General features: G+C 57.8%; 14 protein-coding genes and 3 pseudogenes. 4 read left to right on the top strand and 13 right to left on the bottom strand.

Features of this window, described 5'->3' with window-relative positions:
• Positions 1-25: 25 nt before the first annotated feature.
• A complete protein-coding gene (locus AD663_RS19595) occupies positions 26-283 on the bottom strand; it encodes a BrnA antitoxin family protein (protein ID WP_003184160.1) in 258 nt (85 codons plus the stop codon).
• Between the two features lie 763 nt (positions 284-1,046).
• On the opposite strand from AD663_RS19595, the gene AD663_RS19600 reads away from it, so the two are divergent.
• Together AD663_RS19600 and AD663_RS29655 are read left to right on the top strand one after the other, a co-directional pair.
• On the top strand, positions 1,047-1,319 hold the full coding sequence (locus AD663_RS19600) for a hypothetical protein (protein ID WP_053214389.1): 273 nt from the start codon (positions 1,047-1,049) through the stop codon (positions 1,317-1,319).
• A gap of 85 nt (positions 1,320-1,404) precedes the next feature.
• Positions 1,405-1,704, top strand: a complete 300-nt coding sequence (locus AD663_RS29655) for a hypothetical protein (protein WP_157062729.1) — start codon at positions 1,405-1,407, stop codon at positions 1,702-1,704.
• A gap of 142 nt (positions 1,705-1,846) precedes the next feature.
• Here the strand turns inward: AD663_RS29655 and AD663_RS28975 are convergent, their stop codons facing one another.
• The 9 genes and pseudogenes from AD663_RS28975 to AD663_RS19635 form a co-directional block, all read right to left on the bottom strand.
• Positions 1,847-2,182, bottom strand: coding sequence for a hypothetical protein (locus tag AD663_RS28975; RefSeq protein ID WP_157062730.1), 336 nt, complete (start codon positions 2,180-2,182; stop codon positions 1,847-1,849).
• Positions 2,183-2,192: 10 nt separating this feature from the next.
• Positions 2,193-2,429: a hypothetical protein gene (locus tag AD663_RS28980; protein WP_157062731.1), complete on the bottom strand. Its 237-nt coding sequence runs from the start codon at positions 2,427-2,429 to the stop codon at positions 2,193-2,195.
• A gap of 83 nt (positions 2,430-2,512) precedes the next feature.
• Positions 2,513-3,213 (bottom strand): annotated as a pseudogene (locus AD663_RS28565) (transposase).
• 170 nt (positions 3,214-3,383) lie between these two features.
• Positions 3,384-3,647 (bottom strand): hypothetical protein, encoded by a 264-nt coding sequence (locus AD663_RS19610; RefSeq protein WP_053214391.1) that lies wholly within the window; start codon positions 3,645-3,647, stop codon positions 3,384-3,386.
• A gap of 248 nt (positions 3,648-3,895) precedes the next feature.
• Positions 3,896-4,597: a transposase gene (locus tag AD663_RS19615; protein ID WP_003184166.1), complete on the bottom strand. Its 702-nt coding sequence runs from the start codon at positions 4,595-4,597 to the stop codon at positions 3,896-3,898.
• A gap of 71 nt (positions 4,598-4,668) precedes the next feature.
• Positions 4,669-5,028: pseudogene (locus tag AD663_RS19620) on the bottom strand (IS4 family transposase); the annotation flags it as partial.
• A 160-nt stretch (positions 5,029-5,188) separates the two neighbouring features.
• Positions 5,189-5,479: a hypothetical protein gene (locus tag AD663_RS19625; protein WP_050551582.1), complete on the bottom strand. Its 291-nt coding sequence runs from the start codon at positions 5,477-5,479 to the stop codon at positions 5,189-5,191.
• Entirely contained in the window at positions 5,476-18,714 is a 13,239-nt protein-coding gene (locus AD663_RS19630; protein ID WP_053214392.1) for a filamentous hemagglutinin N-terminal domain-containing protein, read from the bottom strand. The genes AD663_RS19625 and AD663_RS19630 overlap by 4 nt, the downstream gene beginning before the upstream one ends.
• 23 nt (positions 18,715-18,737) lie before the next feature.
• A pseudogene (locus AD663_RS19635) lies at positions 18,738-20,444 on the bottom strand (ShlB/FhaC/HecB family hemolysin secretion/activation protein).
• Positions 20,445-20,719: 275 nt separating this feature from the next.
• Between AD663_RS19635 and AD663_RS19640 the strand changes: the two are divergent.
• A complete protein-coding gene (locus AD663_RS19640) occupies positions 20,720-20,995 on the top strand; it encodes a hypothetical protein (RefSeq protein WP_003184171.1) in 276 nt (91 codons plus the stop codon).
• Between the two features lie 123 nt (positions 20,996-21,118).
• Here the strand turns inward: AD663_RS19640 and AD663_RS19645 are convergent, their stop codons facing one another.
• Entirely contained in the window at positions 21,119-22,465 is a 1,347-nt protein-coding gene (locus AD663_RS19645; RefSeq protein ID WP_003184173.1) for a DEAD/DEAH box helicase, read from the bottom strand.
• Between the two features lie 193 nt (positions 22,466-22,658).
• Between AD663_RS19645 and AD663_RS19650 the strand changes: the two genes are divergently transcribed.
• The gene (locus AD663_RS19650) at positions 22,659-23,957 is read left to right on the top strand and encodes a mechanosensitive ion channel family protein (RefSeq protein WP_003184176.1); all 1,299 of its coding nucleotides are present in this window, start codon (positions 22,659-22,661) and stop codon (positions 23,955-23,957) included.
• Positions 23,958-24,069: 112 nt separating this feature from the next.
• On the opposite strand, the gene AD663_RS19655 is transcribed toward AD663_RS19650, so the two are convergent.
• The gene (locus AD663_RS19655) at positions 24,070-24,936 is read right to left on the bottom strand and encodes a carboxylate/amino acid/amine transporter (protein WP_003184178.1); all 867 of its coding nucleotides are present in this window, start codon (positions 24,934-24,936) and stop codon (positions 24,070-24,072) included.
• A 289-nt stretch (positions 24,937-25,225) separates the two neighbouring features.
• Positions 25,226-25,825, bottom strand: coding sequence for an FMN-dependent NADH-azoreductase (locus AD663_RS19660; RefSeq protein WP_003184179.1), 600 nt, complete (start codon positions 25,823-25,825; stop codon positions 25,226-25,228).
• Positions 25,826-25,829: the final 4 nt, after the last annotated feature.

Below are 25,829 nucleotides of genomic sequence, written 5' to 3' on the forward strand. Positions count from 1 at the left end.
CGGCCATTTCATAGCACGAAATAGTTCATCCCCGGCGGCCCTGCTGGGCCTGTATGTAATGGCGAAGAAGCTGATTGATGCGTGCCTGATAACCCTCGTCCTGCCCCTTGAAGTACTCCAGCACATCGGCATCAAGGCAAATAGTCATCGCCTGCTTTACCGGCACACGCAGCTCGGCGCGACGGTAGAAATTCTCCCCCAGTTCGGGGATATCGCTGGTGTCAATTTCCGCATCATTCAACTTGGCCAGGCGTCCCCAGTCAGTTTTCGACGTTTTCGACATAACGTATGGTCTCCTGCTTAGTGGCTTTTCGGCGGAGATGATGCGGACGACATCCGTCCCGCCGTTCGGTGTACACGACCACGCCAATCATCGCTTTGATCAAGCCGATGGTTCGACGCAGGGTGCCTCTTCACCGAAGACTACTGCCGAAACCGTCCCTCTGAAATCAGAAGCATCCCGTAAAAAAGTACGAAAGATCCTGCACAGACGTGGAAACCTCCTGCGAAACAGACGGACAGAATTACAGCAGGTCGTAGTGAAGGAAACGGGGACTTGCTCCGCTATCGTGATGAAGTAGGAAGAGGCTAAGCCACATGGCTGCTGATACGGCTAAACACAATCCTTAGGCCGAGCACCGCTCCGTGGCGAGGGAGCTTGCTCCCGCTCGACTGCGCAGCAGTCGCCTGCTTTGCCTGACCTGTCGCAGCGCCAAAGCCCACCGCTGCAAGGCCAAAGGTCCTACACAAAGCTCGGAAAGCGGCGTCTTGTGGCTCGGGAACGGGGCGGCCTATAGTCCCCCTCGTCGCCCTAAAAGGTGATTCGGGTTTGGCGACCCGACTACAGAGAATGCGAAAGCTACCAGCTCATTGCAGGTACCGACGCACCCGCAAAGCCGCTATATTCCACGGCGGCTGTGCGCGGGAGATCTTCGGATCTGCCGGTTTTCTCTGTAACCGGTTCGCCAACCTGCGCACAGCCACCACCCAATCGTTTGGCGACGACTGAGTGATGGCTTTCAGCCAATCAAACAGAGATCTTCAAAATGAATCGATACATGCCCATCACTGGCATCGACTGCGTTCCAGCAACCTTGCTCATCGACACAGAAGCCCCGTTGGACGTCCTCTTCGAAACAGCCGACTACCGCATCCGCACCGTGACACAGCTGCTTGAGAATATCGCCTTCCGCTCGGATATCAGCTCCGACACGTTGGTGCTTTCCGACTTCTGCAAAATGCTGACGATATCGCTACGCGATGGGTGTGATGTGATGGATGTGCTTGGGAGACGGCTGCGAGCGCAAGCGGCAGGATGATGAAAAATGGGCGACTTGAAGGTCGCCCGTTTCGTATTCCTAAATCGACTTAGAGGCCCGAGACGCTAGCGACAGGAATACGCTCTTGCGGCTGAGTAATGTTGTAGACATGCTGTTCACACCGATCGGCAATAAACTGAAACTCCACCAAATAAATCTTGCTTCGTTCCGGGGTAAAAGTGCTTCTGATTGGGCCGCAGCGATACCCACTATTGATGCTGCTGCCGCTGGCGTACCCCGATACCTCAAACGGCTGGTCGGCGTCGGCCTGTACCTCCAATTGTGGGAAGTGTTTCAAGGTTGCGCTGTGAACCGTTTCGTTGACCTTGAAAATCCTACTGGGAACGTGTTGCCTGACGCTTTCATGATGACCTTGGCGTGCTGACCGTCGACTGACACCTTGTTCTGCTGAAGTTGGATACCGTTGTTAAGCAAGGTGGGAGAAGAGTCTCGGACGTTGGATTTGCAGGCTGGCAGTGTCAGAACCAGGCTGAATACTAATATCGTAGTTTTTTTTCATAAACACTCTAAGCGCAACATTTAATATTATGAGGAAAGGGGACAGATTTATTTTCGAGGCTCAGTCCTCGGCCGACCTCACTGTGTTCAAAGACGAGAACAACCACACCATTCATATAAGTCAAAGTAACCACATCCCCTCCCTCAAAACCTAGCTTCTTTCTTACACCAACCCAGCCTTTATTTTCGCGAAGCACCTCGTGCACGCCAGCATTTGCTTCATACCAAGCTACTGACCCAATTAGATTCAGCACGGACTGAAAAGTAACACCTAACTGAAAACCTGCCGCACTAGCCTCAGGAACCAACTCCGCATCTAAATTCGGCACATAAATCTTGCTCATCTATACATCCTCACCAAGCCTGCCATTTACCACCAATATACTTCAGACGACTACCATCCCTATCAAAATATTGTTGATACTTGGTAATGGTTCCGGGACTAAAATCCGAACTCGAGTCAATAACCCTAATCTCCAGGCCATCCTTGTATGTAAATTTATAATACTCACCACCACCGTGAACCCCACTACCTGGATGATATTGGAATTCACTTATTTCAGGATGCCCCTCCACAACAAACGCTTCCACATTTCCAGAAGTACCTGTTTTTGGCGGTTTACGTGTAAGAAAAAAGGGGACAGATTTATTTCCCGATTCAGCCCTGGACCTATTTATTTTCCCGATTCAGCCCTCGGCCGCCCCTGCCCTCGCTGCTCTACCCGCACACCAGCAATCCGCTCGACCTCATCTACGAAACGGCTTGTCCCCGTCAGTTGACCTCGCTGCAAAGCGTCGCGGATCAATTGAAGCTGATCAGTCGGAATGGCCTGACGCAAAAACTCCTCATACCGAAGCCGCCGCTCCATCGGGGTATCACCCAAGGCCAAGAAGCACGGATCAGCATCTAACCAGCCCCTCCGGACTCATCACCTACCCGGCTTCGATAGCTTGACCACGCATAGTCTGCGACATCGGCGACCATACGAGCGCGCACAGGATTCAATTCAATGTAACGACTACAAGCGAGCAAATATGAATCCGACTGAACCACACTGGATTTGTAACGACTTTCCCACAAGGTGCCTGAACGCCCTTCCAATCGATTGCGGTAGCGCGTCGCACGGGCAGCCAGTGATTTCATTATTTGCCCCAGTCCAGCGGTTGTTTCCCCAGGAGCTAGCAACAAATGGACATGATTCGTCATCAGGCAATAGGCGTAGACCTTTACCCCGAATGCATCTTTCAGCTCGCGCAGATCAGAGAGATAGCGCTGATAATCCTCTGCCACCGCGAACACCACCTGCCGGTTATGGCCGCGCTGCACTACGTGATGCGGGTAATTCGGTAAAACAATACGTCCCATTCTGGGCATATAGGGTTCCTCCATCCGTGGAAGCTTTCAGCGTAGCAGAGGATTTAAAAATAAATCTGTCCCCTTTTTTTTCCAATTGAGTGAGAAGCTAGCTGGGCGATATTGCACTCAAAAAACAAAAAAGAAACAAATTTATTTTATGCGCACACCTTTAGAACATTGGAATCACACTAACCATCATTCAACCTACAAATAATAGCAAATTCTGATATCGGTATCTCCATGCAACTCCCCTCCCCCGAGTCGAGAACATCTTGAACAACCACAATTCCTTTTAAAAAATCAAATTCAATATCAAAGCAGTTAAACTCACACTGCCTAGCTAAAACCTTATCAGATTCAGCTCTTTGCTGAAGAGCCTCCCGCAACACCGCACGAACGTGATCACTCAGCTCTTGCGCAACAAAACGCTCAATCAGACTATTAACTTCCATATTCCCTCCATCACTTTGGGAAAGCCGTATTAATAATTCCATTCCGGACATTAATCTTAATATTTGTGGTCGCAACTCCTGATTCATTAGTACCGATCACTTTCCCTAAATCGTACTCAACAATGAATCCGCCTGGTCCGTTAGGAGTGACCTTTCCATATCTCAACGCACTATCGACATAGCTTGAAACATCTCGCAAGGAGGTTCCTTCTGCAAACTTGCTTACGCCAAGAAAAAAGGGGACAGATTTATTTTCCCGACTCTGCCCTCGGCCGCCCCTGCCCTCGCTGCTCTACCCGCACACCAACAATCCGCTCGACCTCATCTACGAAACGGCTTGTACCCGTCAGTTGACCTCGCTGCAAAGCGTCGCGGATCAATCGAAGCTGCTCAGTCGGAATGGCCTGACGCACAAATTCCTCATACCGAAGCCGCCGCTCCATTGAAGTATCACCCAAGGCCAAGAAGCACGGATCAGCATCTAACCAGTCCCCACCAGCCTCATCACCTACCCGGCTTCGATAGCTTGACCATGCATAGTCTGCGACATCGGCGACCATGCGAGCGCGCACAGGATTCAATTCAATGTAACGGCTACAAGCGAGCAAATATGAATCCGACTGCACCACACTGGATTTGTAACGGCTTTCCCACAAGGTGCCTGAACGCCCTTCCAACCGATTGCGATAGCGCGTCGCGCGGGCAGCCAGCGCTTTCATTAAGCGCCCCAGTTCAGCGGTTGATTCCCCAGGGGCTAGCAACAAATGGACATGATTCGTCATCAGGCAGTAGGCGTAGACCTTCACCCCGAATGCATCTTTTAGCTCGCGCAGATCAGAGAGATAGCGCTGATAATCCTCTGCTACCGCAAACACTACTTGCCGGTTATGGCCCCGCTGCACTACGTGATGCGGGTAATTCGGTAAAACAATACGTCCCACTCTGGGCATAAAGGGTTCCTCCATCCGTGGAAGCTTTCAGCTTAGCAGAGGATTTAAAAATAAATCTGTCCCCTTTTTTTTGCAGAGCCGGTGTGCCGAACCAACGTGGAGACCATCTCTACGGGCAGGCGCTTTCTGGCCTTACAGTAGGCGCCCGTATGGGCGCTATTGGGTCTCATGCCACTACAAGACCGTTTGATGGCCAAGTCGTTGACGGCGTTCTGGCAGGAGCGATCGGCACTCATCGCTTGAGCTAAGAACATGGAGAGTGTTTCAGTCGGCGGAAACAGACGTTCCCGATGTTCTGGCAGGGCTGACTCGACGCGCTGTAACAGTTCGGGAGCGGTGAGAAGATTGAAAAATGCATAGGCGTCGCAGTTCGAGGCGTGTCGGTGAAAACGTTGCTGTTGATGCTGAAGAATTTGCCGTCTACGATCCATTGGGGCTGTGTCCTTGGTTTGCTGGTGTGTGTTCGCAACTATCACCGTAGTCCAAGACCAGCCCCTCTTCATTTTTTGCTTTCAGTTCAAGCGTTTAGCCGCTAAGGAAGTGCCATTCAAATCTGTCCCCTTTTTTCCTTTTGCACCGACTAATTATCGGCTATGGGCAGTACTCCACCGTATAATCACTCTCTAGTTCTTGTTGTATCGATTTGGCCAGTTGCATCCCTTCGGCTATGTGCCGAAGCTCTGCCTCAGGCGTGGTAAAACCAGAATCTGGCGGGTAGTCACTGTTGAACGTCGCCTGATACTCACCGTCCCACTTACTGATTTTGGCCCTCAACTCTTGAGAAATCGGCAGATCTTCAATATCAATGTGCCCCATTCTATCCGGATCTGGGCAGAATATCGGCCCAGCCAAATACTCACTTGTTAGTCTTAACCTGATCATGGCAATGGCTTCCAAGAGCTGACCGGATTAGCTCGAACCACGAAGCCGTTTGAGCCAACCCCAACAGCAATATTTTGTTCAACACCATTGTAAGTGATGCGATAAACGTTAGCCGAACCATTGGTCCCGACAACTTTTCCACGCTCAAGAGCATTCATCACAACATTTGGAATGTCATCCCGGGAGATCCCTTTATTGATAAAGTCGACCTCGTGTCGCTTGTAGATGTGTTGCAACCCGGCGGCATCAGTACCATTTTCCAGCCAGACGGTTCGGCCGTCTGGCAGTCTACGGATATCAACCACATTTTCTGGTGTGATCTTAGTGCCTACAGGCAAGCCCGAGATCAATTCGTCTCTTGTCAGAGTCGAACCTGACACTCCTTTTGCACCAGCAATACTATTTTCCGCCTCAACCAACCCGCTAAGATTACCCCCAGCCTTCGGAGTCAGTCCATTGCTAGTCTCAAGATAGAGCTTGCCGTCCGCCGCCAAAACCTCCGTATTTCCGGTCTTGGTGTTGATGACTCTGCGATAGCCGTCGGGCAAGCCGCCCGTCGTGTTGAACGAGGCCCCTGCTGAAGTACCTTCTCGGTAGCCTGTCGGCAGAGTGGCTTGTTCCGCAATACCACCATTCTTGCCCGTAGACGCTCCATTGCGAACAGCCTTGGCTTCTTGGAATTTATCAAGAGCCGCCTGAACCCTAGGAGAAACACCTCCTTCGCCAGCGCCAGGACCGCGTGCACCACCGGAGCCCGGTATCACCAACGCAGCCAAGCTTGTTGCATTTTCCCATTGGTCAGTGACCTTCGCCAGGTTCGTCAAGTCATCCAATGCACGCTCGGTCAACGTATCCTTATATTGCGTGCAGGTCGGAGTTGTACATTTAAGATCCTGCAACGCAGTCAAGCCGCCCTGAATCGAGGTAAGCAAGGATTTAGCAAAAGCTCCGCTTACGGCCTTCTCAGACCAATCAGTAATTTCATTACTTCTTTGTTCGTACTTCCCTCCTACCCACGTGTTTTTCTGACAAGTCTCGTTAGTACCACAAGCGTTCATATCCCCGACGAAATCACTCATGTCGTGGTGGTTGAGGTTGTTGTACTGCGTCGCATTGCCAGCCACATACGAGCCGGTCTGCAAACTATTCGCATCGTCGCCAGCTACGGCGGCAGCGGCCACTACGCCTAGCAGTTGCGAGGCCATCAGCATCAGGTGGTCGCGATACTCCGGACTCATCTGAGCCGACATCCGCCGCAATTGGTTAGCGAACGTCTCGTTCACACCTGCCGCCATGGCACCGACAGCGAAGTCGCTGCCCGACGCTTCAGCGATCATGCCGCCTACCAACGCATGTAGGGCGATCTTTTCCGGGCTGCCGGTCTTCAGGTCGAGGTTACCTACCTGATCGAAGGAGTATGCCGCCAGGGTGTTGTAGACCGTCGACTGCAGGATGCTCGCCAACGTAACGTCCCGACCGAAAGCTTTGGCGATCGCAGCCGCAGATGCGTTGTTGATCAGTTGCTGACCCGCAAAATGGCTGACGGCTTCGATCGAACCTAAGTCAATTACCGTCTTGCCATTGACCTGCTTGGTCATGGTCATATTGCCAAGATACTTATCGGCCACACCGGCAGTAATGGTCGCGATAGCCGCGTCGGTAAGGCCGTCTTTGCTGACCACCGCTTTCAACCCGGCACCCAGGTCGCCCTTGTTGTTGATGGTCGCAACCGTGCCGGTAGTTGCCAGGCTGGCGGCGCCTGCCAGGGTTGCACCGCTCAGGCCAGCGCCAGCAGGGCCAAGCAGGACGGTCATCAGAATGGCAATTATCAGCTGAGCTGCCGGGCCCAGACCGGAGTTCGAGTACTTGAAGCTGGTATGGATCTCTTGTACCTGTCGCCAGTCAACACCGCCCTGTGCATCCAGTTCCTTGAGCCACGCTAGCTTCGGATCGGCCTTGACCATCGCATCGATTGATTCGGTCACCGTCTGCTTGTTGATCTGCCGAACGTCCGCGTGGATTTTGCCCACCGCATTGATCATAAGGTCGCCTTGGGCCGTCAGTTCGCTCTGACGAAGGGTCTCGTCGGTACGACCTTTGCCCTTCATGGTGAACCAGACGGCACTGGACTTGCTTTTTTCATGACTCTCTTGACGCAGGTCCTTAACACCTTCAAATGTGATGTCGCCACCGCTGTCTATGATGAGGTCATTGCCGCTGTTGAGTTCCGCCGCTTGGTACCGCTGGTCTCCTCCACTCACCAGAGTCAGATCGCCCCCCGTAGTGATCTCGCTTCCGACATTGATGACCTTTGTAACCTCGTCGCGCTGTGTTTGCTTACTGCCCCAACTACCTTTTTTCTTCTTGTCATACAGCGAATAATCACTGTCCTGTGCAGCCAGCAGTTCAAGTTTGTCACCGGCTACCAGGTAGGCTTCGTCGCCAGCAGTGATGCGGGTCGAGATCAGCGTCATGTCCTTGCCGGCATCGAGGGTAACGTCGCCACCCGCCGTCAAACTGCTACCAACCTGCTTGACGTGATCCTCTTGCGTCGTGAGTTTCTTGGATTTGGAATAGGAATGGGTTTCATCCGCTGCGGAACTCAGCAGAATGTTTTCGACGGCCGTCATACCGATGTCACGCTTGGCGTCAATCTGACTGCCAATTTCAGCAATGTCTCGACCCGCACGGATAGTCATGTCCCGACCGATGTCGAGCGAAGAACCGTATTGAATGATACTGGAGGTCTGCTTTCCGAGGTTTCCGCTGTTGCGCTGCTCAGCGGTGACGATACTCACATCTCGACCGGCATCGATGCGCGTGTCTCGCCCACTATCGAGCACACCACCATTGCTGATGAAATCCCGCCCAGCATTGATACTCAGGTCATTTGCAGCCTCAATACGCGCGGCACTGTCGACGAACTCTCGATGCAGATGCGTGTTGTCACCAGTAGCGCCAACAGAACGCTCATTGATCACGTCTCCCAAGAGGGTGACCATGCTCACATCACGTCCAGCAATAACACCACCGGCCTTATTAATGATGTTATTGCCTGCCAGCAGATCCAACCGCGCACCCGCTTCGATCAGGCCACTGTTAACAAGATCGTTACCCGCCGAAGCACTAAGGTTGTTAGTCGCCCGCAAAGTACCGGCGTTCATCAAATCCTGACCAGCAATCAGCTTGACATCCGCCCCATGAATCAACGCCCCATTCGGCGCTAGGCGATTGTTCACCTGGGCCATATACAACACCGGCACCAGCACTTTCTCGCCGTTCACCTCATGCTCTTCCAGCCAGACGATGTCATGGGTCAACGCCGCGACTTGTTCCGAGGTCAGCGTCACGCCCACCGACAGGCCGAGCTCCTGTTTGCTGGCGATGGCGTTGTTCATCAGGTACTTGAACATGTCCTCATTTGAGGTTTGGCCGTCGATAAAGCGCTGGCCGGTGCGGGCAACTACTGCTTCCTGGATCAACTTCTGCTCATAGAAACCATCGCCCAGACGCTTGGCGCTTACATCCGGGTCGTAGCCAAGATTTTTCAGCAGGTAATCCGAACTCATGAATGACTTAAGGTCGGTGAGCACCGGATTGGTCTCGATCAGGTATTTTTGCGGCTTGGATTTGAAAGAGGTGTCCGGTAAGCCTTGAACCCGAGTGACTGTCAGGGCGGCCATTGGTGTGGTGACCACATTACCGGCCAGCGGGACGAGGTTGGTCGTTGGGTTCAGACTGGTGCCGTCGACATTGACAGCCTCCACTTCGGTAACGGCGACAGAGCCGCTGTGGCGGGCGGGCATTGGTGTAGAGTGGCCGCCGCTTTCAACGGGGGCACTGACGTTGAGCGCACTGGCGCTCACATTGCTGCCGGTGGTTTGACGAATGGTCGCGATCAGTTGTCGATCGCTGGAGGCCACTGGGGCGCTAGCACCGATCTGTACGCTACGCGCCTGTGTATCAGGCAGGTCCTGCTGACGCTGGGCGGTGCTGATCGAGGCGCTGTTCATGCTCCAGCTTTGTGGCCCGGAGTTGACTTGGGTCGCCTGTTGAGCCGACCCGCCTTGGCCGCTCAAGCGAAACAGACCGTTTTGCCCCGTGGGTAAACTGAAACCCGGAAGAGTCAATGGATTGACCTGTTGTTGTGCGAGGTTGGGCGGGAGCTGACCATTGATCTGTATAACGGCCGGCGTCACCTGGCCGCTGAGTTGGGTCGAGCCAACTTTGGAGGCACCACCGGTTAAAGTGACACCTTCACGCACTACACTGTTGGTGAGGTTTTGGCTTGCATTGATGTGCACCGCACCGCCGGCCTGTACGACGGCACTGGCGAAGTTCGAGGGACCATCGTAGGTGATGGTGTTTTCAAAGAAGACACCGTTTTTTACAAAAGCGGGAGCGTCGGTGCGCACGCCGTCGCTGTAATGTGCTGGGGTAAAACTGTAGTGCCCACCGGCAAACTCCGCCCATATCCCGCCGAAGTTGAAGAAACGCATCGCTTCGCCCCCACTGAGGCGTCCCCCTACACGGGAGATGGACTCAACACCCTGACTGTTCCATACGTGCAAATTTGGGCTAATAAAGTCGCCATCCCGATATCCGGCAGCTCCCGAATCATAGGAAGGGTCATTGGCGGCGTTGTAATCCATGATCTGATGCCACCGTGACAAGTTGTCGCCGGGGGCCGAGAGCGAGCGTCTAACGATGTAATCGCCCACCGCCGCACCCTCGTTGGTGAAGCTCTGCAGGTTCAACGTCAGGTCATTGCCTGCACTGATGGTCGAGGCGTTGTTGAGCAGCTCTCGACCGTTGCCCGTAAAATTTCGACCTGCGGCGATACTGGCGGATGCAGAGTCCTGGACGATTTGTGAGTGGTAGTTCTCCACCCAAACCAGATAGCCGGGAAAGTGCGGTTGAAAGCCATCAAACGAAGAACACGAATAACACTGAACCCCGATAGCACCCGACACCAACCCACCCGTAGCCTCGAACACATCCTTGCGGTTCTCGATACGATCCGCCGCCAGGTTCAAGTCGCCGCCGCTTTCAATCGATGCCGAGATATTGGCAATCGAAGCGCTCCAGGCGTTGCTGTCATCGCGACTGATGCTGATATTGCCCGTGCCATAGACATCGGCAAAACGGTTGGTGAAGTCGTTCACGCGCAACGCCATGTCCGCGCCGCTGAAGATCAAGCCATTCTGGTTGAGCAGGCTGGACGCGACCAGGCGCAGGTTGCCGCCGCTGCCCAGCGTCCCGTAGTTGTTGATTGAGCCGGCATTGACGGTCAGGGCGGAGGCGGCAGTCATGCGACCGTAGTTGTTGAGTTGTCCACCGATATTGAGTGTGGCGTCTCCCCCGCTGGCGATGCTGCCCCCGCTGCCCAGATTCATCGAGGCTGCCGTCAGGGCCAGGTTACCCAGGCTGCTGTAGCGCCCGTTGCCACCATAACTCCCGCCCAACGTAAGACTGATCGAACCATCACTGGCAATCAGCCCATCGTTACTCCAATTCCCCCCACTCCCCACCAGGCTGGTAGAAGCCAGCAACTGCCCAGAACCCGTTTGAGTCAGGTTGTTCACGTTGACGGTCAGTCGCCCCGCCTGGATTACGCTGCTGTTGGTCCAGTTGTCAGCGGTCAGCGTCAACCCGCCACGCGTGACGAGGCTGCCGCCTGCGTTGGTGATGTTGGCCGTGGAGATATCAAAGACGCCGTTGCCTACATGCAACAGGCTGCCGCCCAGGTTCTGGAAGCGTGACGCGTTGAGGATCAGGTCACTGTTAGCGCTTTCAACCGTGCCGTTGCGGTTATCAAACAACCCACCAATCTGAAAGTCGGTCTTGCCACCGCTACCCAACGCCCGCAACTGCCCAGTCTGGTTATCCAGGCTCGCCGCCTTGATCGCCAGGGTGCTGTCGCTCTCGATAATCCCCAGGCGGTTGTTCAACGCGCCGGTGAGGTTCAGATCGATCTGGCTGCCGGCAATCTGCCCGTCGTTATCTCCGCTGTTATCGAAGTCGTTACCGGTGACGCTGACCTTGCCCTTGGCATAGAGGCCGCCGTTGCGGTTATCGAAGTTGCGGGTTGCGACGATGGCGTCACCGGTCTGCGCCGAGATGCGCCCGCCGTAGTTGTCGACTCCGCCCAGCGCGGTCAGGCTCAGGCGTTGGGCCTGGGTGATGCCGCCCTGGCGGTTGTTGTTCAGGTCGTAGCCGTTTTTCAGCACGCCGGTCAGTTGCGTGGTGAGCAGACCTTGCAGGCTGGCGAGTACGCCGCCGCGGTTATCGACATCGCGCCCGACGAGAGTCACGTCACCGGCCTTGGCTTGAATGCGCCCGCTCTGGTTGTCGATATCGCCAGCCACGGTGAGTTTCAAAGCGCCCTGGCTTTGCACGACACCCTTGCCGTTGCCAAGGCTGGCCGCGTCGATTTGCACGCCGCCGTTCTGGCTGTAGATCAAGCCATCGGCGTCGTTCTGCACCGCGCCTGCGGTATTCAGGATGAGTTGATCATTGGCCGCGACGGTGCCGCGATTGCGGTTGTCCAGGCCGCCGGTAAGCAGGATCAGCAGGCCTTGGCTGGCGATCTGGCCACCCTGGTTGTTGATTTGCGTAGCGCGTTCGACGCGCAGTGGGCCGGCGCTGGCGATCTTGCCATTGGTGTTGGTCAGGGCGCCGAGCAAGTCCAAGGTCACGGCGGCGTTGCCGATCAGGTTGCCGCCGCTGTTATCCAGGCTGGTGCCGGTGAAGCTCAGGGCTTTTAGGGCGTTGACGGTGCCGCCGGCATTGCCCAGGGCCATGGCGTTCATGACGAGCAGAGCGCCGCTGTCGATCAAGCCGCCTTGGGCGTTGTTCAGCAAACCACCCGTGACAGTCAGGGTCTGATCGCCGCCGCTGGAAAGAATCCCGCCGCTGCTGTTGTCCAGGCTGGCGGCGCTGACGGTGAGTTTGTTCTGGCCGACCAGTGCACCGGCGCCGCTGTTGAGCAGCGCCCCGCTGAGGGTCAGGCCGATGTCTCCATTGCGGCTGGAGAGCGTGCCGTTGTTGCGGTTGTCGAGGCTGGTGCCGTTGACATCCACACCCTGCCAGCCGGAGATCAAGCCGTTCTGGTTGAGCAAGGTGTCGCCGTCGAGGCTCAGGCTCTGGCTGCTGATCAGCTTGCCGCCGCTGTTGTCGAGCTTCTGGCCGCTGAGAGTGAAGCTTTGGCTACTGGAAATCTCGCCGCCCTGGTTGTCCAGGTTGCGCAGGCCGTTGAGGGTCAGCGGGCCTTTTGCGGTGATGAGGCCATTGCGGTTGTTCAGGTCATGATTGCCCAGGTTCAGCGTGAGGGCCTTCTCGCCCAGCAAGCGCCCGCCGTTTTGGGTCAATGCGGCCAAGGTCAGGTTCATGTCGCCCTTGGTCGACACCTCACCGCCGTTGCTGGAATCCAGCGAGTCGGCGCGAAGGGTGAGGTTGGCTTGGGCGTTGATCAAGCCGTTGGCGCTGTTGTTCAGCGCCATGGCATCGAGGACCAACGCGTCGCCCGCCAGCATACTGCCGCCCTGGTTGTTCAAATCGCCGCTGTTGATTGTCAGTAACTGCGCGGCGTTGATGAGCCCCTGTGCCTGGTTATCCAGTTGCTGATCGATCGCCAGGACAAGATTGCCGCGACTGGTGAGCGTGCCGCCGTTGTTGTTCAGGCTTTGCGCCTGGGCATCGACGCTGGCCGCGCCAATCATGCCTTTGACGTTGTTCAGTGCCTGGACGATGCGCAGGGTCAAGCCCTGGTTGCTGAGCAGCCGGCCGGCATCGTTGTTGAGTTTTTTAGCCGTCAGGGTGAGGGCTTGGGCGCTGGAGATTTCACCGCCCTGGTTGTTCACGCCGTTGAGGTTTTTCAGCAACAGCGTGCCAGGGGCATTGATCAAGCCGCCCTGATTGTTGAGCTGGCCGTTGTTCAGGTCCAGGCTCAGCGAGGTGTTGCTGAACAGTTGACCGCCCTGTTGATCCAGGCCGGACACCGATGCGGTCAACGCACCTTGGCTGCCGATGCGTCCGCCGTCCTGGTTGGTGACCTGGGCAGCGTTGAGGCCCAGCGTGCTGCCGCTGTTGAGGCGGCCGCTCTGGCTATTATTGAACGCGCCGGTGGTAACGGTGACCGCGCCTTTGCCGCTGATGCTGCCCTGCTGGCGGTTGTCCAGTGAGGTACTGGTCAGCAGCAACGCGCCGTCAGTCACCAGCTCGCCGCCTTGGTTGTCGAGTCGCCCCAGGCTCTGCACGGTAAGGTCCGCCGCGCTGGAGAGACTGCCCCCGGTGTTGCTCAGGTTGGCCGCGCTGACCTTCAATGTGCCTTCGCTGCTGAGCTGGCCTTGGGCGTTGATCAGATCGCTGCTCAGATCGATGCGTTGATTTTGTTGGCTGATCAAAAAGCCGCCGCTGTTATCCAACGATCCGCCGTCGAGGCTCAACTGGGCCTTGGCACTGAGCAAGCCTTTGGTGCGGTTGAGCACTTTGTCCACGGTCAACTTCAACGTTTGGCCGGCGAACACCTGGCCGCCATCGCTGTTGTCGAAGCTCTGACCTGCCAGCATGACGTCGGCAGTGCCCGTCAGCTCGCCGCCACGGTTGTCGAGCTCATCAACATTGAGATCCAGCGCTTTTGTCGCGCCGACCAGACCGGCCTGACGATTGTCGAGGCTCGACGCTTTCAGCGTCAGGGCGTCGGTGCTGACCAGCGTGCCTTTACGGTTATCCATTGTGGCGACGGTGGCGGTGAGCCCGGTCTTGCCGGCAATGCTGCCGGCACGGTTGTCCAGGCGATTGGCAACCAGTAGCAACGCACCGTCGGCGATCAACGAACCGCGCTGGTTGTCGAGTGTGTTTTTAACGTTCAGGTCAAGCTGAGCACGGCTGCTGATCAGGCCGTCGCTGTTGTCCAGGCTGTCGCTGCGACTGTCCACGGACGCGGCAGAGATGACCCCCTTGGCGTTGATCAACGCCTGCGCAGTTCTGAGCGTCAGGCCTTGGTTGCTGATCAGTTTGCCGCCGCTGTTATCGAGGTTCTGCGTCGCCAGGGTGAACGCCTGTTGGCTGGAGATTTCTCCGTTCTGGTTGTTGACGTCCTTTAGGTTGCTCAACAGCAACACACCGGCGGTGTTGATCAAGCCGCCCTGGTTATTCAACTGGCCCTGATTCATGTCCAGGCTCAGGCTGGTGTTGCTGAACAATTCGCCTAGCTGTTGATCGAGCCCGGTGACCGACGCGGTCAAGGCCTGGCTGCTGGCGATACGGCCAGCGGCGTTATTCACCTGGGCTGCAGTGAGTTTGAGTGTGTTGCCCGAGGTCAGGCGCCCACCCTGGCTATTATCAAGCGCACCGGTGGTGACTTGGGTCGCGGCCTTGCCCGAAATAAGGCCCTTTTGGCTGTTGTCCAGACTGGCGCTTGTGAGGGTCAAGGTGGCATCGGTGCTGATGGAGCCGCCCTGGTTAATCAATCCATCCGCGCTGGTAATCGTCAACGCACCCGCGCTGCCCAGGCTGCCAGCAGAGTTGTCGACGCTGCCCGCGTTGACTGTCAGTTCGCCCTCGCTGCTGATCAGGCCTTTGCTGTTCAACAGTGCGCGATCGAGCGTGATCACCAAGCCATTTAGGCTATCGAGTGCGCCTTCGCTGTTGTCGAATGTGCGACCGATCACGCTTATGCTGCCTTGGGCGTGGATCAGGCCTTTGCTCTGGTTGATGAGCTGATCGACTTTCAATTCAAGGTCAGTGCCGGCAATCAGTTTGCCGCCCGCGCTGTTGTCCAGCCGCTGGCCGCCGACCTTCACACCCAAACCGGCGGACAGTTCGCCCGCGCGGTTATCGATCTGCCCGACCTGCACATTCAGCGCTTTTGTGGTGCCGACCAATCCGCCGTTGCGGTTATCCAGTGTGTTGCCGGTCAGGCTCAGGTTGCCTTGGGAGACCAGTGCACCGCCCTGCTGCTGCAAGGTATCGATGACAGCGGTGAGGTCGGTCTGGCTGGAGATGCGACCGAGGCCGTTCTGCACTTCGGCGGCTTTGAGGTTGAGCGGGCCGACGCTGGTCAACAGGCCGCCGCTGTTATCCAGTCGCGTGCCTTCGACGTTAATGCCGGCCTTGCCGGTAATCAGGCCGTTGTTACGGTTGTCCAGTTGCGCGACCGTCAGTTGCAATGCTTTATCAGCGCGAATGTTGCCGCCGCGGTTGTCGAGCGAATCGCTGCGCACGGTCAACAGGTCATTGCCGGTCAGACGACCGCCACGGTTGTCGAAACGGCCGGTTTGCAGATCGAGCACGCCTTTGGCAGCCACCGTACCCAGCAGCTGATTGTCCAGTAGGCCGCTGATGCGCGCGGTCAGGGTGCCGTCGCTGATCAGCTGTCCGCCGTTGCGGTTGTCCAGGCTCGCCGCCTGGATACCCACAACCTTGCCCGAACCGAGCACACCGTTGCGGTTGTCCAGCGCTCCGCCAAGGGTGACGTTCAAGGCATTGTCGCCCAGGACCTGGCCGTTGCTGTTATCGAGCGCCATCGCGTTGAGCCGGGTCAGGCCAGCGCTGGAGATTTCGCCATCCAGGTTGTTCAGCGTCCCGTCGACGTTGACGGTCAAGTCGGCGTCGCTGCCCAAGGTGCCACTGCTGTTATCCAGGCTGGCTGCGCGCACATCAAGGCCATTGGCCGAGACAAGACCTTTGGCATTGCTCAATGCTTGGGCAACAACCAGGTTGAGGCTCTGCTTGCTGACGATAGAGCCGGCACTGTTGTCCAGGCTCGTGGCGACCAGGCTGAAGGCCTTGTCGCTGGATATCTCACCCTCGCGGTTGTTGACCGCCGCCAGGTTTTTCAACACCAGCAGACCCGGGGTGGTGATCAGACCGCCCAGGTTATTCAATTGCCCGTGGTTGAGGTCGAGGGCAAGGCTGGTGTTGCTGACCAATTGGCCGTTCTGTTGATCCAGACCGGTAACGCTGGCCTCCAGGGCCTTGGCGCTCGCTAAGCGACCGTCGGCGTTATTCACCTGGCCTGCCTTTAGCCGCAATGTGTCGCCGCTGATGACGCTACCGCCGAGGTTGCTCAGGGTCGCGGCGCTGTCGATGTTCAATGCGCCGATGCTGGATATTTGACCGGCGTCGTTATTCATCCCGACTGCTTTGATACTGGCCGTGGTGTCGCTTTTCACGCTGCCTTGAGCGTTGAGCAACTGACCACGCAGGGCCAGGTTCAAACCTTGTTGGGCATAAAGCGAACCCTGGCGGTTGTCCACTTCGCTCGCGTCAACGGCCAAGGTGGCACGGGTGGAAACCAGACCCTTGCTTTGGTTGATCAGGCGTTCGAGGGTCAGGCGCAGGTCGCCGTAGGCGATCAATTTGCCGATGCTATTGTCCAGCTCGCTGCCGGCCAGCACCAAAGCACCCTGGCTCGACACTTCGCCGCCTCGGTTATCGAGCTTGCCGACGTTGAGGCCTGCAGCCTGGGTGGTGGTGACCACGCCGCCCTGGCGATTGTCCAGGCTCGCCGCGCTGAGGGTCAGCAGCCCCGCCGATGAGAGCAGACCGGCCTGATTGAGCAACTGCGCCGAGAGGGTGGCCGTGAGTGCGCCGTCACTGAGCAGACGACCGGCGGTGTTATCCAGCGACGCAGCATTGAGTCGGGCGCCCTTGGTGGCGGTGAGGCGACCGCTCTGGTTGTTCACCTGGCCGCTGGCATTGATGTCCAGTACTTGCCCGGCTGATACCAGGCCCGCCACGTTATCCAGGGCAGCGACGCGCAACGTGACGTTACCCAGACTGTTGAGTTGGCCGCTGCTGTTATTCAACTGCCCAATATTGGCCGTCAGGCTGCCATTGCTGCTGACGAGGCCTTGCACGTTGATGAGCTTATCGGCAGTTAAATCCAGGGTGTTGCTGCTCAGCACCCGCCCTTTGTTCTGGTTGTCCAGAGTCGCGGCTTTGACCGAGGTGGCTTGCCCGGCGCTCAACGTCCCGCCCTGGTTGTTCAGCGTTTGCGCAACGTTGGCCGTCAGGCTACGACTGGCGACGATGCTCTTGCCGTTGTTGTTCAGGTTCTGCGCCGTAACGCTCACATCACCCGTCGCATTGCGCGTGGTATCGGCGTTGACGCCGGCTTCGATGATGCCGTTGTTGCTCAATAGCCCACCGGCGTTGAGCACGATGCTGTCGCGCGCCGCGAGGGTTTGCTGGTTGGTCAGGTCACCTTGGGTTTGAACGTTCAGCGCAGTGCCGGCATAAACCGGTCCCTGGGCGTTGAGACTGGCGGCCTTGACGCTCACCGCACCGCTGGCGGATGTCTCTGCCAGGCTCAACTGACCGTTGGCGTCGAGCTGGATATCACCGCCGCTGGCGATCAGTTTGCCGTCCAGCTTCACCCCGACACCGGCCTCGGTGCCCACCAGTTTGATGGCCCCGGCGTACATGCCACCCAGCGCCGAAGAGTCGATGGCCAGTTGCGGTTTGGCGCTGCCATCATCCGCGCGGGCGGTGGCGTTGAGGGTGTTGGCGTCGACGTCGTTGCGGCCGGCGACGATGGTCAGGTTTTTCGCCTGGATCTCGGCGTTGATTTTCGCGCTGCGGGTGATGATTTCGAAACGGTCGACATTGTTCGCATTGAGGCCCGCGCCTTCGATGGCGACGCTGCCCTGGTCCACTTGATAGCGGTTCAATTGGCCATTTTCGACAATCGGCTTACCGGTGCTCAAGGTCACTTGCGGGCTGTTGATGAAGCCGCAGCCGTTGCAAGTGATGCCGTAGGGGTTGGCGACGATGACGTGAGCCGACTGCCCCGCTACTTCGGTATAGCCGCGCAATTGGCTGGGGTTGCCGCCGTTGACTTCGTTGAGGATGGTCGTGGCGGCCGTGCCATTGAGATTCGGGTTGCCGAGGATGATCCCGCCCAACTGAGTCGATTGGGTGCGGGACGTGGCGTTGTTGAGGATCACACCGTTGCTGCCGACGTTGTAATCGCTGAACTGGTTATGAGACAGGCCGTTGCCGTTGGGCTTGGCGATGTTGACGATGGGCACGCCGTTGCCTGCCCGGTCCAGGCCGGTGCCCGGCGCACTGACCACAATGCCTTCGGCCTGGGCCCACATCGGCTGCCAGAACATGACGTTGGCCAACAGGAACGCCAGGCCACGCTTGGGCATGCCCCAGAATTGCTCGCGGGGTTGCAAGGCAGCAGAAGGTTGGCGGGCCAGGAAAGTGTATTGGCGGTCGTCCATGATCAAGTCTCGTCGCAGCGAAATTAGAGGAATGCATCCACGCGGAAGTAGATCGGCGCTTCGCGCTCGGTCAGGGCATCCGGGCGCTCCAGGGAGTGGGCGAAGGTGACGCTGGCACTCAGGTGCTCACCACGGGCGAACAACTCCACCGCGTTGCTCGACATGCGCCCGTGCTGGTCACCGTTGTAGCGGTCACCCCGAATCGCACCCTGGTCATAACCGAGGCTGGTGCCGTACTCGGCGAACACCGGGCGCAGCCATTCCAGGGTTACCGGGCGACTCCAACGCAGGTCGTTGCGCCAGTAGCCGCCGCTGTCACCGGAGAGGGATTAGTCCTTGTAGCCGCGAATCGACGACTGGCCGCCCAGGCTCATGCGCTGCGGACTGAACAGCACGTCTTCACTGCGCTGGCCGGTCATCAGGCTGCTGAAGCTGAAGGATTCGTCCCACAGCTTGAAGGGCTGCAAGTAACTGGCGGTGGCGGTGTATTTGCGATAGCGGGCGTTGGCCTGGCCGGGGCCGGGATCGTTGTCGTCCTGGGCATCAAAAGCGCCGATGCCTTGCTGCATACCCAAGTCCAGGTTGACGAAGGCATTGCCGAGCCGACGGCCATGGTTGATGCCGAACTGGGCTTCGCTCAAGCGATTGCTGCTCACCGCCAACTTGCTGTCTTCGATGAAGTTGTTGGTGCGCAAGTACGCAAGGCCAGTGTTGAGGGAGGTCTTGCTCAGGGCGTCGCGATGAATCACCCGCTCGACCCGCAACTGATGGTTCTGGCTGTCGCCGGTCTGCTTGAAATTGAAACCGTTGGCCGGGATTTGCGAGCGATACTCGCTCTGGCTGTAGGTGTAGCTGACGTTCCACCAACCCAAGGGCAAGTTGTAATTGAGCATGGCGTTGTTGGAGGTGTGCTGGTGGTCGGTCATCGCGTCATGACCGCCGCGCAACATCAGCTGATCGGCCAAGCCCAGCGGACTGTCCCATTCGAAGCTGGTGCCCCACTGCTGCTCGCCCGTGCTGCGCTGGCCGTCGTTGCTGCGCGACAAGCCTGCGCGCCAAGGCTTCTTCGGTTCGTTGGTCACACGTACTTCACTGCCACCGACGCTCTGCCCAGGGGTCAGCTCCATCTTCGCCTGGTTCGACGGCAGGCGATTGAGCTGGTCCACCATCTGCTCGATCTCCCGCAGGTTGACCAGGTCGCCGGCCTTGCCAGGGAATACCATCGCCAATTCGCGGTCCGAGAGTTTGCTGTTCTCGGCCCCCTTGAGCCCTTCAAGCCGTCCTTCCACCACCAGTACATTCAAATGTCCAGAAGACAAATCCTGCTGTGGCAGATAGGCGCGGCTGGTGACCAGGCCTTTGTCGATGTAGTGGTCGGTGATGACTTTGAGCAACTCGTTGAGCTGCGGCACGCCCAGGCATTGACCGATGTAGGGTTTGAGCAGTCCCTCGCGCTCGCTGGCGGAGAGGCTGTCGGCGCCTTTGAGCTCGATGGTCTTGATCGGGAAGCAGCGAGTCTGCGCCGGAGCGGTCGGCTCGATCGGCGCAGCGGCCTTGCCCGGCAGGTCCTGGAGTTCCTCGAGACGACGGCGCTGCTCTTCGAGCAAACGATTCTGGCGCTCGCGGATCAGGTCGGTGTCGCCAGGCGTGGGGGCGGCGTGAGCCAGGGTCAGCGGAGAAAGGCATAGCAAAGCCAGGCACAACCTCGCCCAAAAGGCGGGTGAGGACATGGTCGATCCCTCGAACAAAAGTGACATCAAAATAGTGGCGCGATGTTAATGAGCCATCATTTTGGCGTCAACTAAATGGTTTGAACTTCAAGGCTATTGCTGAAACCGTTCATCTGAAATCAGAAGCCTCCGGTACACATGTGTGAAAGATCCCAGGCAGAGCCAGAAACCTCCTGCGAAACGGACAGACAGGCCAACAGCTCGCCGTCAATGAACTTTCCAGCCAACCCCGGCCTCAACCCCTTACCTGCCCAACAAGGAATACGAGGCCTCTCATGAAAACCCTGTTGAAACTCACCCTCGCCGCCACCCTCACTTGTGCCCTGCCCGCCTGGGCTAACTGCACGCCTGAGGAAGCGACCATCAAGCGTGAACAACTGGCGGATAAAATCGCCAAGCTCACCGAACAGGACCCATCCAAGGCCAAGGAGATGAATGACCAGTTGCAGGCCATGGATCTGGAAACCTCCAGCAAGGACGTGCCGGATAAATGCCAGTTGATCGATAGGCGCATGCATGAGCTGGAAGAAGCGCAGAAGAAGGCGGAGTGACTCCCCAGACCTAACACCGCCAGCTTTTGTGGTAAGCGAGCTTGCTCTCTCACCACAAGGTTTAATTAGCCATAAAAAAACCGGACCCAAGGTCCGGTTTTTTTATGGAGCATTACTGCCGCTTCATTCAGCGGCTGGCGCTTCTGGCTTGCGGCGCTTGAGCGGGGCCAAACCGTCCTTGCTCACCAGCGATGGGGTGTCGCTCTTCGGGCGGTTGGCGGTCTTGCGCTTGGTCGGGCCCTTGGCGCCGGCTTTTTTCTTGTCGCCCTTGGCGTCGACTTTTTTCTTCTTCACACCGACAGCCTTGCCCGAGGCCTTGACCTTTTTAGGTCCGCCGTAGGTGCCTTTGACTTCCTTGATGGTGCGGCGCTCGAAGCTCTGCTTGAGGTAGCGCTCGATACTCGACATCAGGTTCCAGTCACCGTGGCAGATCAGCGAGATCGCCAGGCCATCGTTGCCGGCACGGCCGGTACGACCAATGCGATGCACGTACTCGTCGCCGCTGCGGGGCATGTCGAAGTTGATGACCATGTCCAGGCCGTCCACGTCCAGGCCACGGGCGGCGACGTCGGTGGCGACGAGGATTTTCACGCCGCCTTGCTTGAGGCGGTCGATGGCCAACTTACGGTCTTTCTGGTCCTTTTCACCGTGCAGCACGAACGCCTTGTAATCCTGGGCCACCAGGCGACCGTAGATGCGGTCGGCCATGGCCCGGGTGTTGGTGAACACGATGGCTTTTTCGTAGGTCTCGTTGGCCAGCAACCAGTTCACGATCTGCTCTTTGTGCTGGTTGTGGTCAGCGGTGATGATCTGCTGGCGAGTGGTGGAGTTGAGCTGGCTCACCGCGTTGAGCTGCAAGTGCTCGGGGTTGTTCAGCACCTTGGCGATCATCTCGCGCAGGCCCGAACCACCGGTCGTGGCGGAGAACAGCATGGTCTGCTGGCGGTTGGTGCATTCGTCCACCAGGCGCTGTACGTCTTCGGAGAAGCCCATGTCCAGCATGCGGTCGGCTTCGTCCAGCACCAGCACTTCGACTTCCTTGAGGTCGAGGTTGCCGGCGTTCAATTGCTCGATCATCCGCCCCGGCGTGCCGATCAGAATGTCCGGCACCTTGCGCAGCATGGCGGCCTGGACCTTGAAATCTTCGCCGCCGGTGATCAGGCCGGACTTGATGAAGGTGAATTGCGAGAAGCGCTCCACTTCCTTCAAGGTCTGCTGGGCCAGTTCACGGGTCGGCAGCAGGATCAGCGTCTTGATGCTGACGCGGACCTTGGCCGGGCCGATCAGGCGGTTGAGGATCGGCAGCACGAACGCGGCGGTCTTGCCACTGCCGGTTTGCGCCGTCACCCGCAGGTCACGCCCCTGGAGCGCGAGCGGAATAGCCGCTGCCTGCACCGGCGTTGGCTCGACAAATTTAAGCTCGGCCACGGCTTTGAGCAGGCGTTCGTGCAGGGCGAATTGGGAAAACACGGGTGCTACCTCGAAGAAATGCAAAAAAACAGCTGCATAGGGTAACGGTTTCGAGCGCGAAGGCCGAGTTTCTTTATACAAACGGCAGTAAATCAATGGATTTTTATAGGGCGATTCTTCATCAACAGTCACTTCTGCGGGCTTAAATGCTCTAATCGCCCTGTCGCGTCTCTATAGAAGAACCGTTTCGTCCATGGACATCAAACAACTCTGGGTCAACATCCAAGACCTCTGGGGTGCCCTTGACCAGCACCCGCTCCTGCATTCCAGCCTCGCCCTGATGTTGCTGCTGGTCATTGCCTTGGTGCTCGGACGCGTGGCGCGCTACCTGATCCTGCACGCGGCCAAATTGCTTGGCCGTCAACCGGCATTGCATTGGGTCAACGACCTGCGCCAGAACAAAGTCTTCCATCGCCTGGCGCAGACTACGCCGTCGCTGATCATCCAGTTTGGCCTGCACCTGGTGCCGGAGCTCAGCAAGACGAGTCTGATTTTTCTCGGCAATATCGCCACAGCCTTCACCGTTCTGTTCATGGTGCTGGCCTTCAGCGCCTTGCTCAGCGCCCTGCTGGATGTCTACGCCCGTACCGAGCATGCCCGCACGCGCTCGATCAAAGGCTACGTGCAACTGACGAAGATGGTGCTGTATGTGTTTGGCGCGATCATCATCGTCGCCACGCTGATCGACCGTTCGCCGCTGTTGCTGCTGTCGGGCCTGGGTGCGATGTCGGCGGTGATCCTGTTGGTCTACAAGGACACCCTCTTGTCGTTCGTCGCCAGTGTGCAGCTGACCAGTAACGACATGTTGCGGGTCGGCGACTGGATCGAGATGCCTCAGGTCGGCGCCGACGGTGATGTGGTGGACATCACGCTGCACACGGTCAAGGTGCAGAATTTCGACAAGACCATCGTCTCGATTCCCACTTGGCGGTTGATGTCCGAGTCGTTCAAGAACTGGCGCGGCATGCAGCAGTCTGGCGGACGACGGATCAAGCGCAGCCTGTTCATCGACGCCAGCGGCGTGCGTTTTTTACATGACGAGGAAGAGCAGCGCCTGACCCAGGTTCGCCTGCTGACCGACTACATCGGCCGCAAGCAAGCCGAACTCAAGGCCTGGAACGAAGCCCAGGGCAACGTCGCGGCAATGTCGGCCAACCGTCGGCGCATGACCAACCTGGGCACCTTCCGCGCCTATGCCCTGGCCTATTTGAAAAGCCACCCGGAGGTACAGCCGAACATGACCTGCATGGTCCGCCAACTGCAGACCACCGCCCAAGGCATCCCGCTGGAAATCTATTGCTTCACCCGCACCACTGCATGGACCGACTACGAACGCATCCAGGGGGATATTTTCGATTACTTGCTGGCGGTCATGCCGGAGTTCGGGCTGAACCTGTATCAGCAGCCGAGCGGCACGGATCTGCGCTCGGGGTTGCTGCCGGCAATGCTGGGCGCGAGTTCTATTTCAGAGCCGCAGAAGCAGGTGGTCTGAACCTAAAACACATCACCCTGTGGGAGCGGGCTTGCTCGCGAAAGCGGAGTTTCAGGCAACGGATATATCGACTGAAACGAAGCCTTCGCGAGCAAGCCCGCTCCCACAGGGATCAGCGTGTAGCTGGCGATTGGCGGATCCCCAACCGACTGATCCACACCGCCGCCAGGATCACCGACCCGCCCAGCAACAGCCGCCCCAGTGCCTCATGCTGGTTCCAGATCAGCAGGTTCACCAGCAGCCCCACCGGCACGTGCAGGTTGTTCATCACCGCCAGCGTCCCGCCATTGACCAGGCAGGCGCCTTTGTTCCACCAATACAACCCCAACGCAGTGGAGACCAGGCCAAGGAATACCAGCACGCCCCATTGCAACGGCGCTTCAGGCCAGAAGTTGGTTTTGCCGAACAGCAGGAAGGCCGGCAGCGCCACGGCCAGCGCGCCCAAGTAGAAATAGCCGAAACGCCGGTAGTGCGGCAGGTCGCTCGGATGGCGCGCCACCAAATGCTTGTACAGCACCTGCCCCGCCGCGTAGGTGAAATTGGCCAGTTGCAGCAGCAAAAAACCCATGAAGAAATCCGGATTGATCCGGTCGTAGCGAATCACCGCCGCGCCGGCCACAGCCACCAGGGCCGCAATCAGCGCCCAGGGATTGAAGCGGCGGTTCAGCGCATCTTCGATCAAGGTCACGTGCAGGGGCGTCAGGATGGTAAAGAGCAACACCTCGGGCACCGTCAGCACCCGAAAGCTCAGGTACAGGCACACGTAGGTCACACCGAACTGCAAGGCACCAATCAACAGCATGCCGCGCATGAACGCCGGCTCCACCTGGCGCCAGCGTGTCAGCGGAATGAACACCAGCCCGGCCAGTAAGACCCGCACCAGCACGGCGAAGTAGCTGTCCACATGCCCAGCCAGGTACTCGCCGATCAGGCTGAAGGAAAACGCCTGGATCAGCGTCACAAAAAGTAGATAGCCCATACGCCCCTCGTTTCGAATGGCGGCGAAGATAGCGGGTTTTGGTGGTTGTCGCTAACCGCAATAGCCAGACCAGCACTGGACACTGTGGGAGCGAGCTTGCCCGCTCCCACAAGGGTTGCGCGGCGAGCCATGGAATCCCAGGCAAAAAAAAGCCCGATCTCGCTAAAGCGTTCAATCGGGCTGATGCACTCAGGAGCAACAAGTGCGAAGGGAGGTTCGATGCGCAGAACGGTTTGAAGGGAAGCGCCAGGTCACTAGACCACCTGGCGATTACCCGAGGATTAACGGATCAGGCGACCTGGGACAGCTTGGCGTTGGCCTGATTCAGGCCCTTCTCCTGGAAGTCGCCGCCCAGATTCATGCCTTCGGCATGGATGAAGGTCACGTCGTGGATGCCGATGAAGCCCATGACTTGGCGCAGGTAGGGTTCCTGATGGTCGGTGCTGCCACCGGCATGGATGCCACCGCGAGCAGTCAGCACGAAGGCGCGCTTGCCGGCCAGGAGGCCCTGGGGACCGGTGGGGGTATATTTGAAGGTCACGCCGGCACGCAGCACGTGGTCGAGCCAGGCTTTCAGAGTGCTCGGGATGGCGAAGTTGTACATCGGTGCAGCCATCACCAGCACGTCGGCGGCCAGCAATTCATCGGTCAGTTGGTTGGAGCGCTCCAGCGAGGCGTTTTCGATGTCGTTGCGCTGCTCGGCGGGCTTCATCCAGCCACCCAGCAGATTGGCGTCCAGGTGCGGCACAGGGTTGATGGCCAGGTCCCGAACGCTGATTTCATCGGCCGGGTGCGCGGCTTTCCACTGGCTGATGAAGGTCTGGGTCAGTTGACGGGAAACCGAGTCTTGCTGGCGGGCACTGCTTTCGATGATCAGAACGCGGGACATGGCT

Origin of the sequence: Pseudomonas sp. Q12-87 (assembly GCF_001269755.1) — a bacterium.
In the GTDB taxonomy this organism is placed as follows: domain Bacteria; phylum Pseudomonadota; class Gammaproteobacteria; order Pseudomonadales; family Pseudomonadaceae; genus Aquipseudomonas; species Aquipseudomonas fluorescens_S.

Bases quoted from the DNA above. Each gene is read 5' to 3' on its own strand.
- AD663_RS19595 (WP_003184160.1), bottom strand. From the start codon at position 283: ATGTCGAAAACGTCGAAAACTGACTGGGGACGCCTGGCCAAGTTGAAT.
- AD663_RS19600 (WP_053214389.1), top strand. From the start codon at position 1,047: ATGAATCGATACATGCCCATCACTGGCATCGACTGCGTTCCAGCAACC.
- AD663_RS28975 (WP_157062730.1), bottom strand. From the start codon at position 2,182: ATGAGCAAGATTTATGTGCCGAATTTAGATGCGGAGTTGGTTCCTGAG.
- AD663_RS19610 (WP_053214391.1), bottom strand. From the start codon at position 3,647: ATGGAAGTTAATAGTCTGATTGAGCGTTTTGTTGCGCAAGAGCTGAGT.
- AD663_RS19615 (WP_003184166.1), bottom strand. From the start codon at position 4,597: ATGCCCAGAGTGGGACGTATTGTTTTACCGAATTACCCGCATCACGTA.
- AD663_RS19625 (WP_050551582.1), bottom strand. From the start codon at position 5,479: ATGATCAGGTTAAGACTAACAAGTGAGTATTTGGCTGGGCCGATATTC.
- AD663_RS19630 (WP_053214392.1), bottom strand. From the start codon at position 18,714: ATGGACGACCGCCAATACACTTTCCTGGCCCGCCAACCTTCTGCTGCC.
- AD663_RS19640 (WP_003184171.1), top strand. From the start codon at position 20,720: ATGAAAACCCTGTTGAAACTCACCCTCGCCGCCACCCTCACTTGTGCC.
- AD663_RS19650 (WP_003184176.1), top strand. From the start codon at position 22,659: ATGGACATCAAACAACTCTGGGTCAACATCCAAGACCTCTGGGGTGCC.
- AD663_RS19655 (WP_003184178.1), bottom strand. From the start codon at position 24,936: ATGGGCTATCTACTTTTTGTGACGCTGATCCAGGCGTTTTCCTTCAGC.
- AD663_RS19660 (WP_003184179.1), bottom strand. From the start codon at position 25,825: ATGTCCCGCGTTCTGATCATCGAAAGCAGTGCCCGCCAGCAAGACTCG.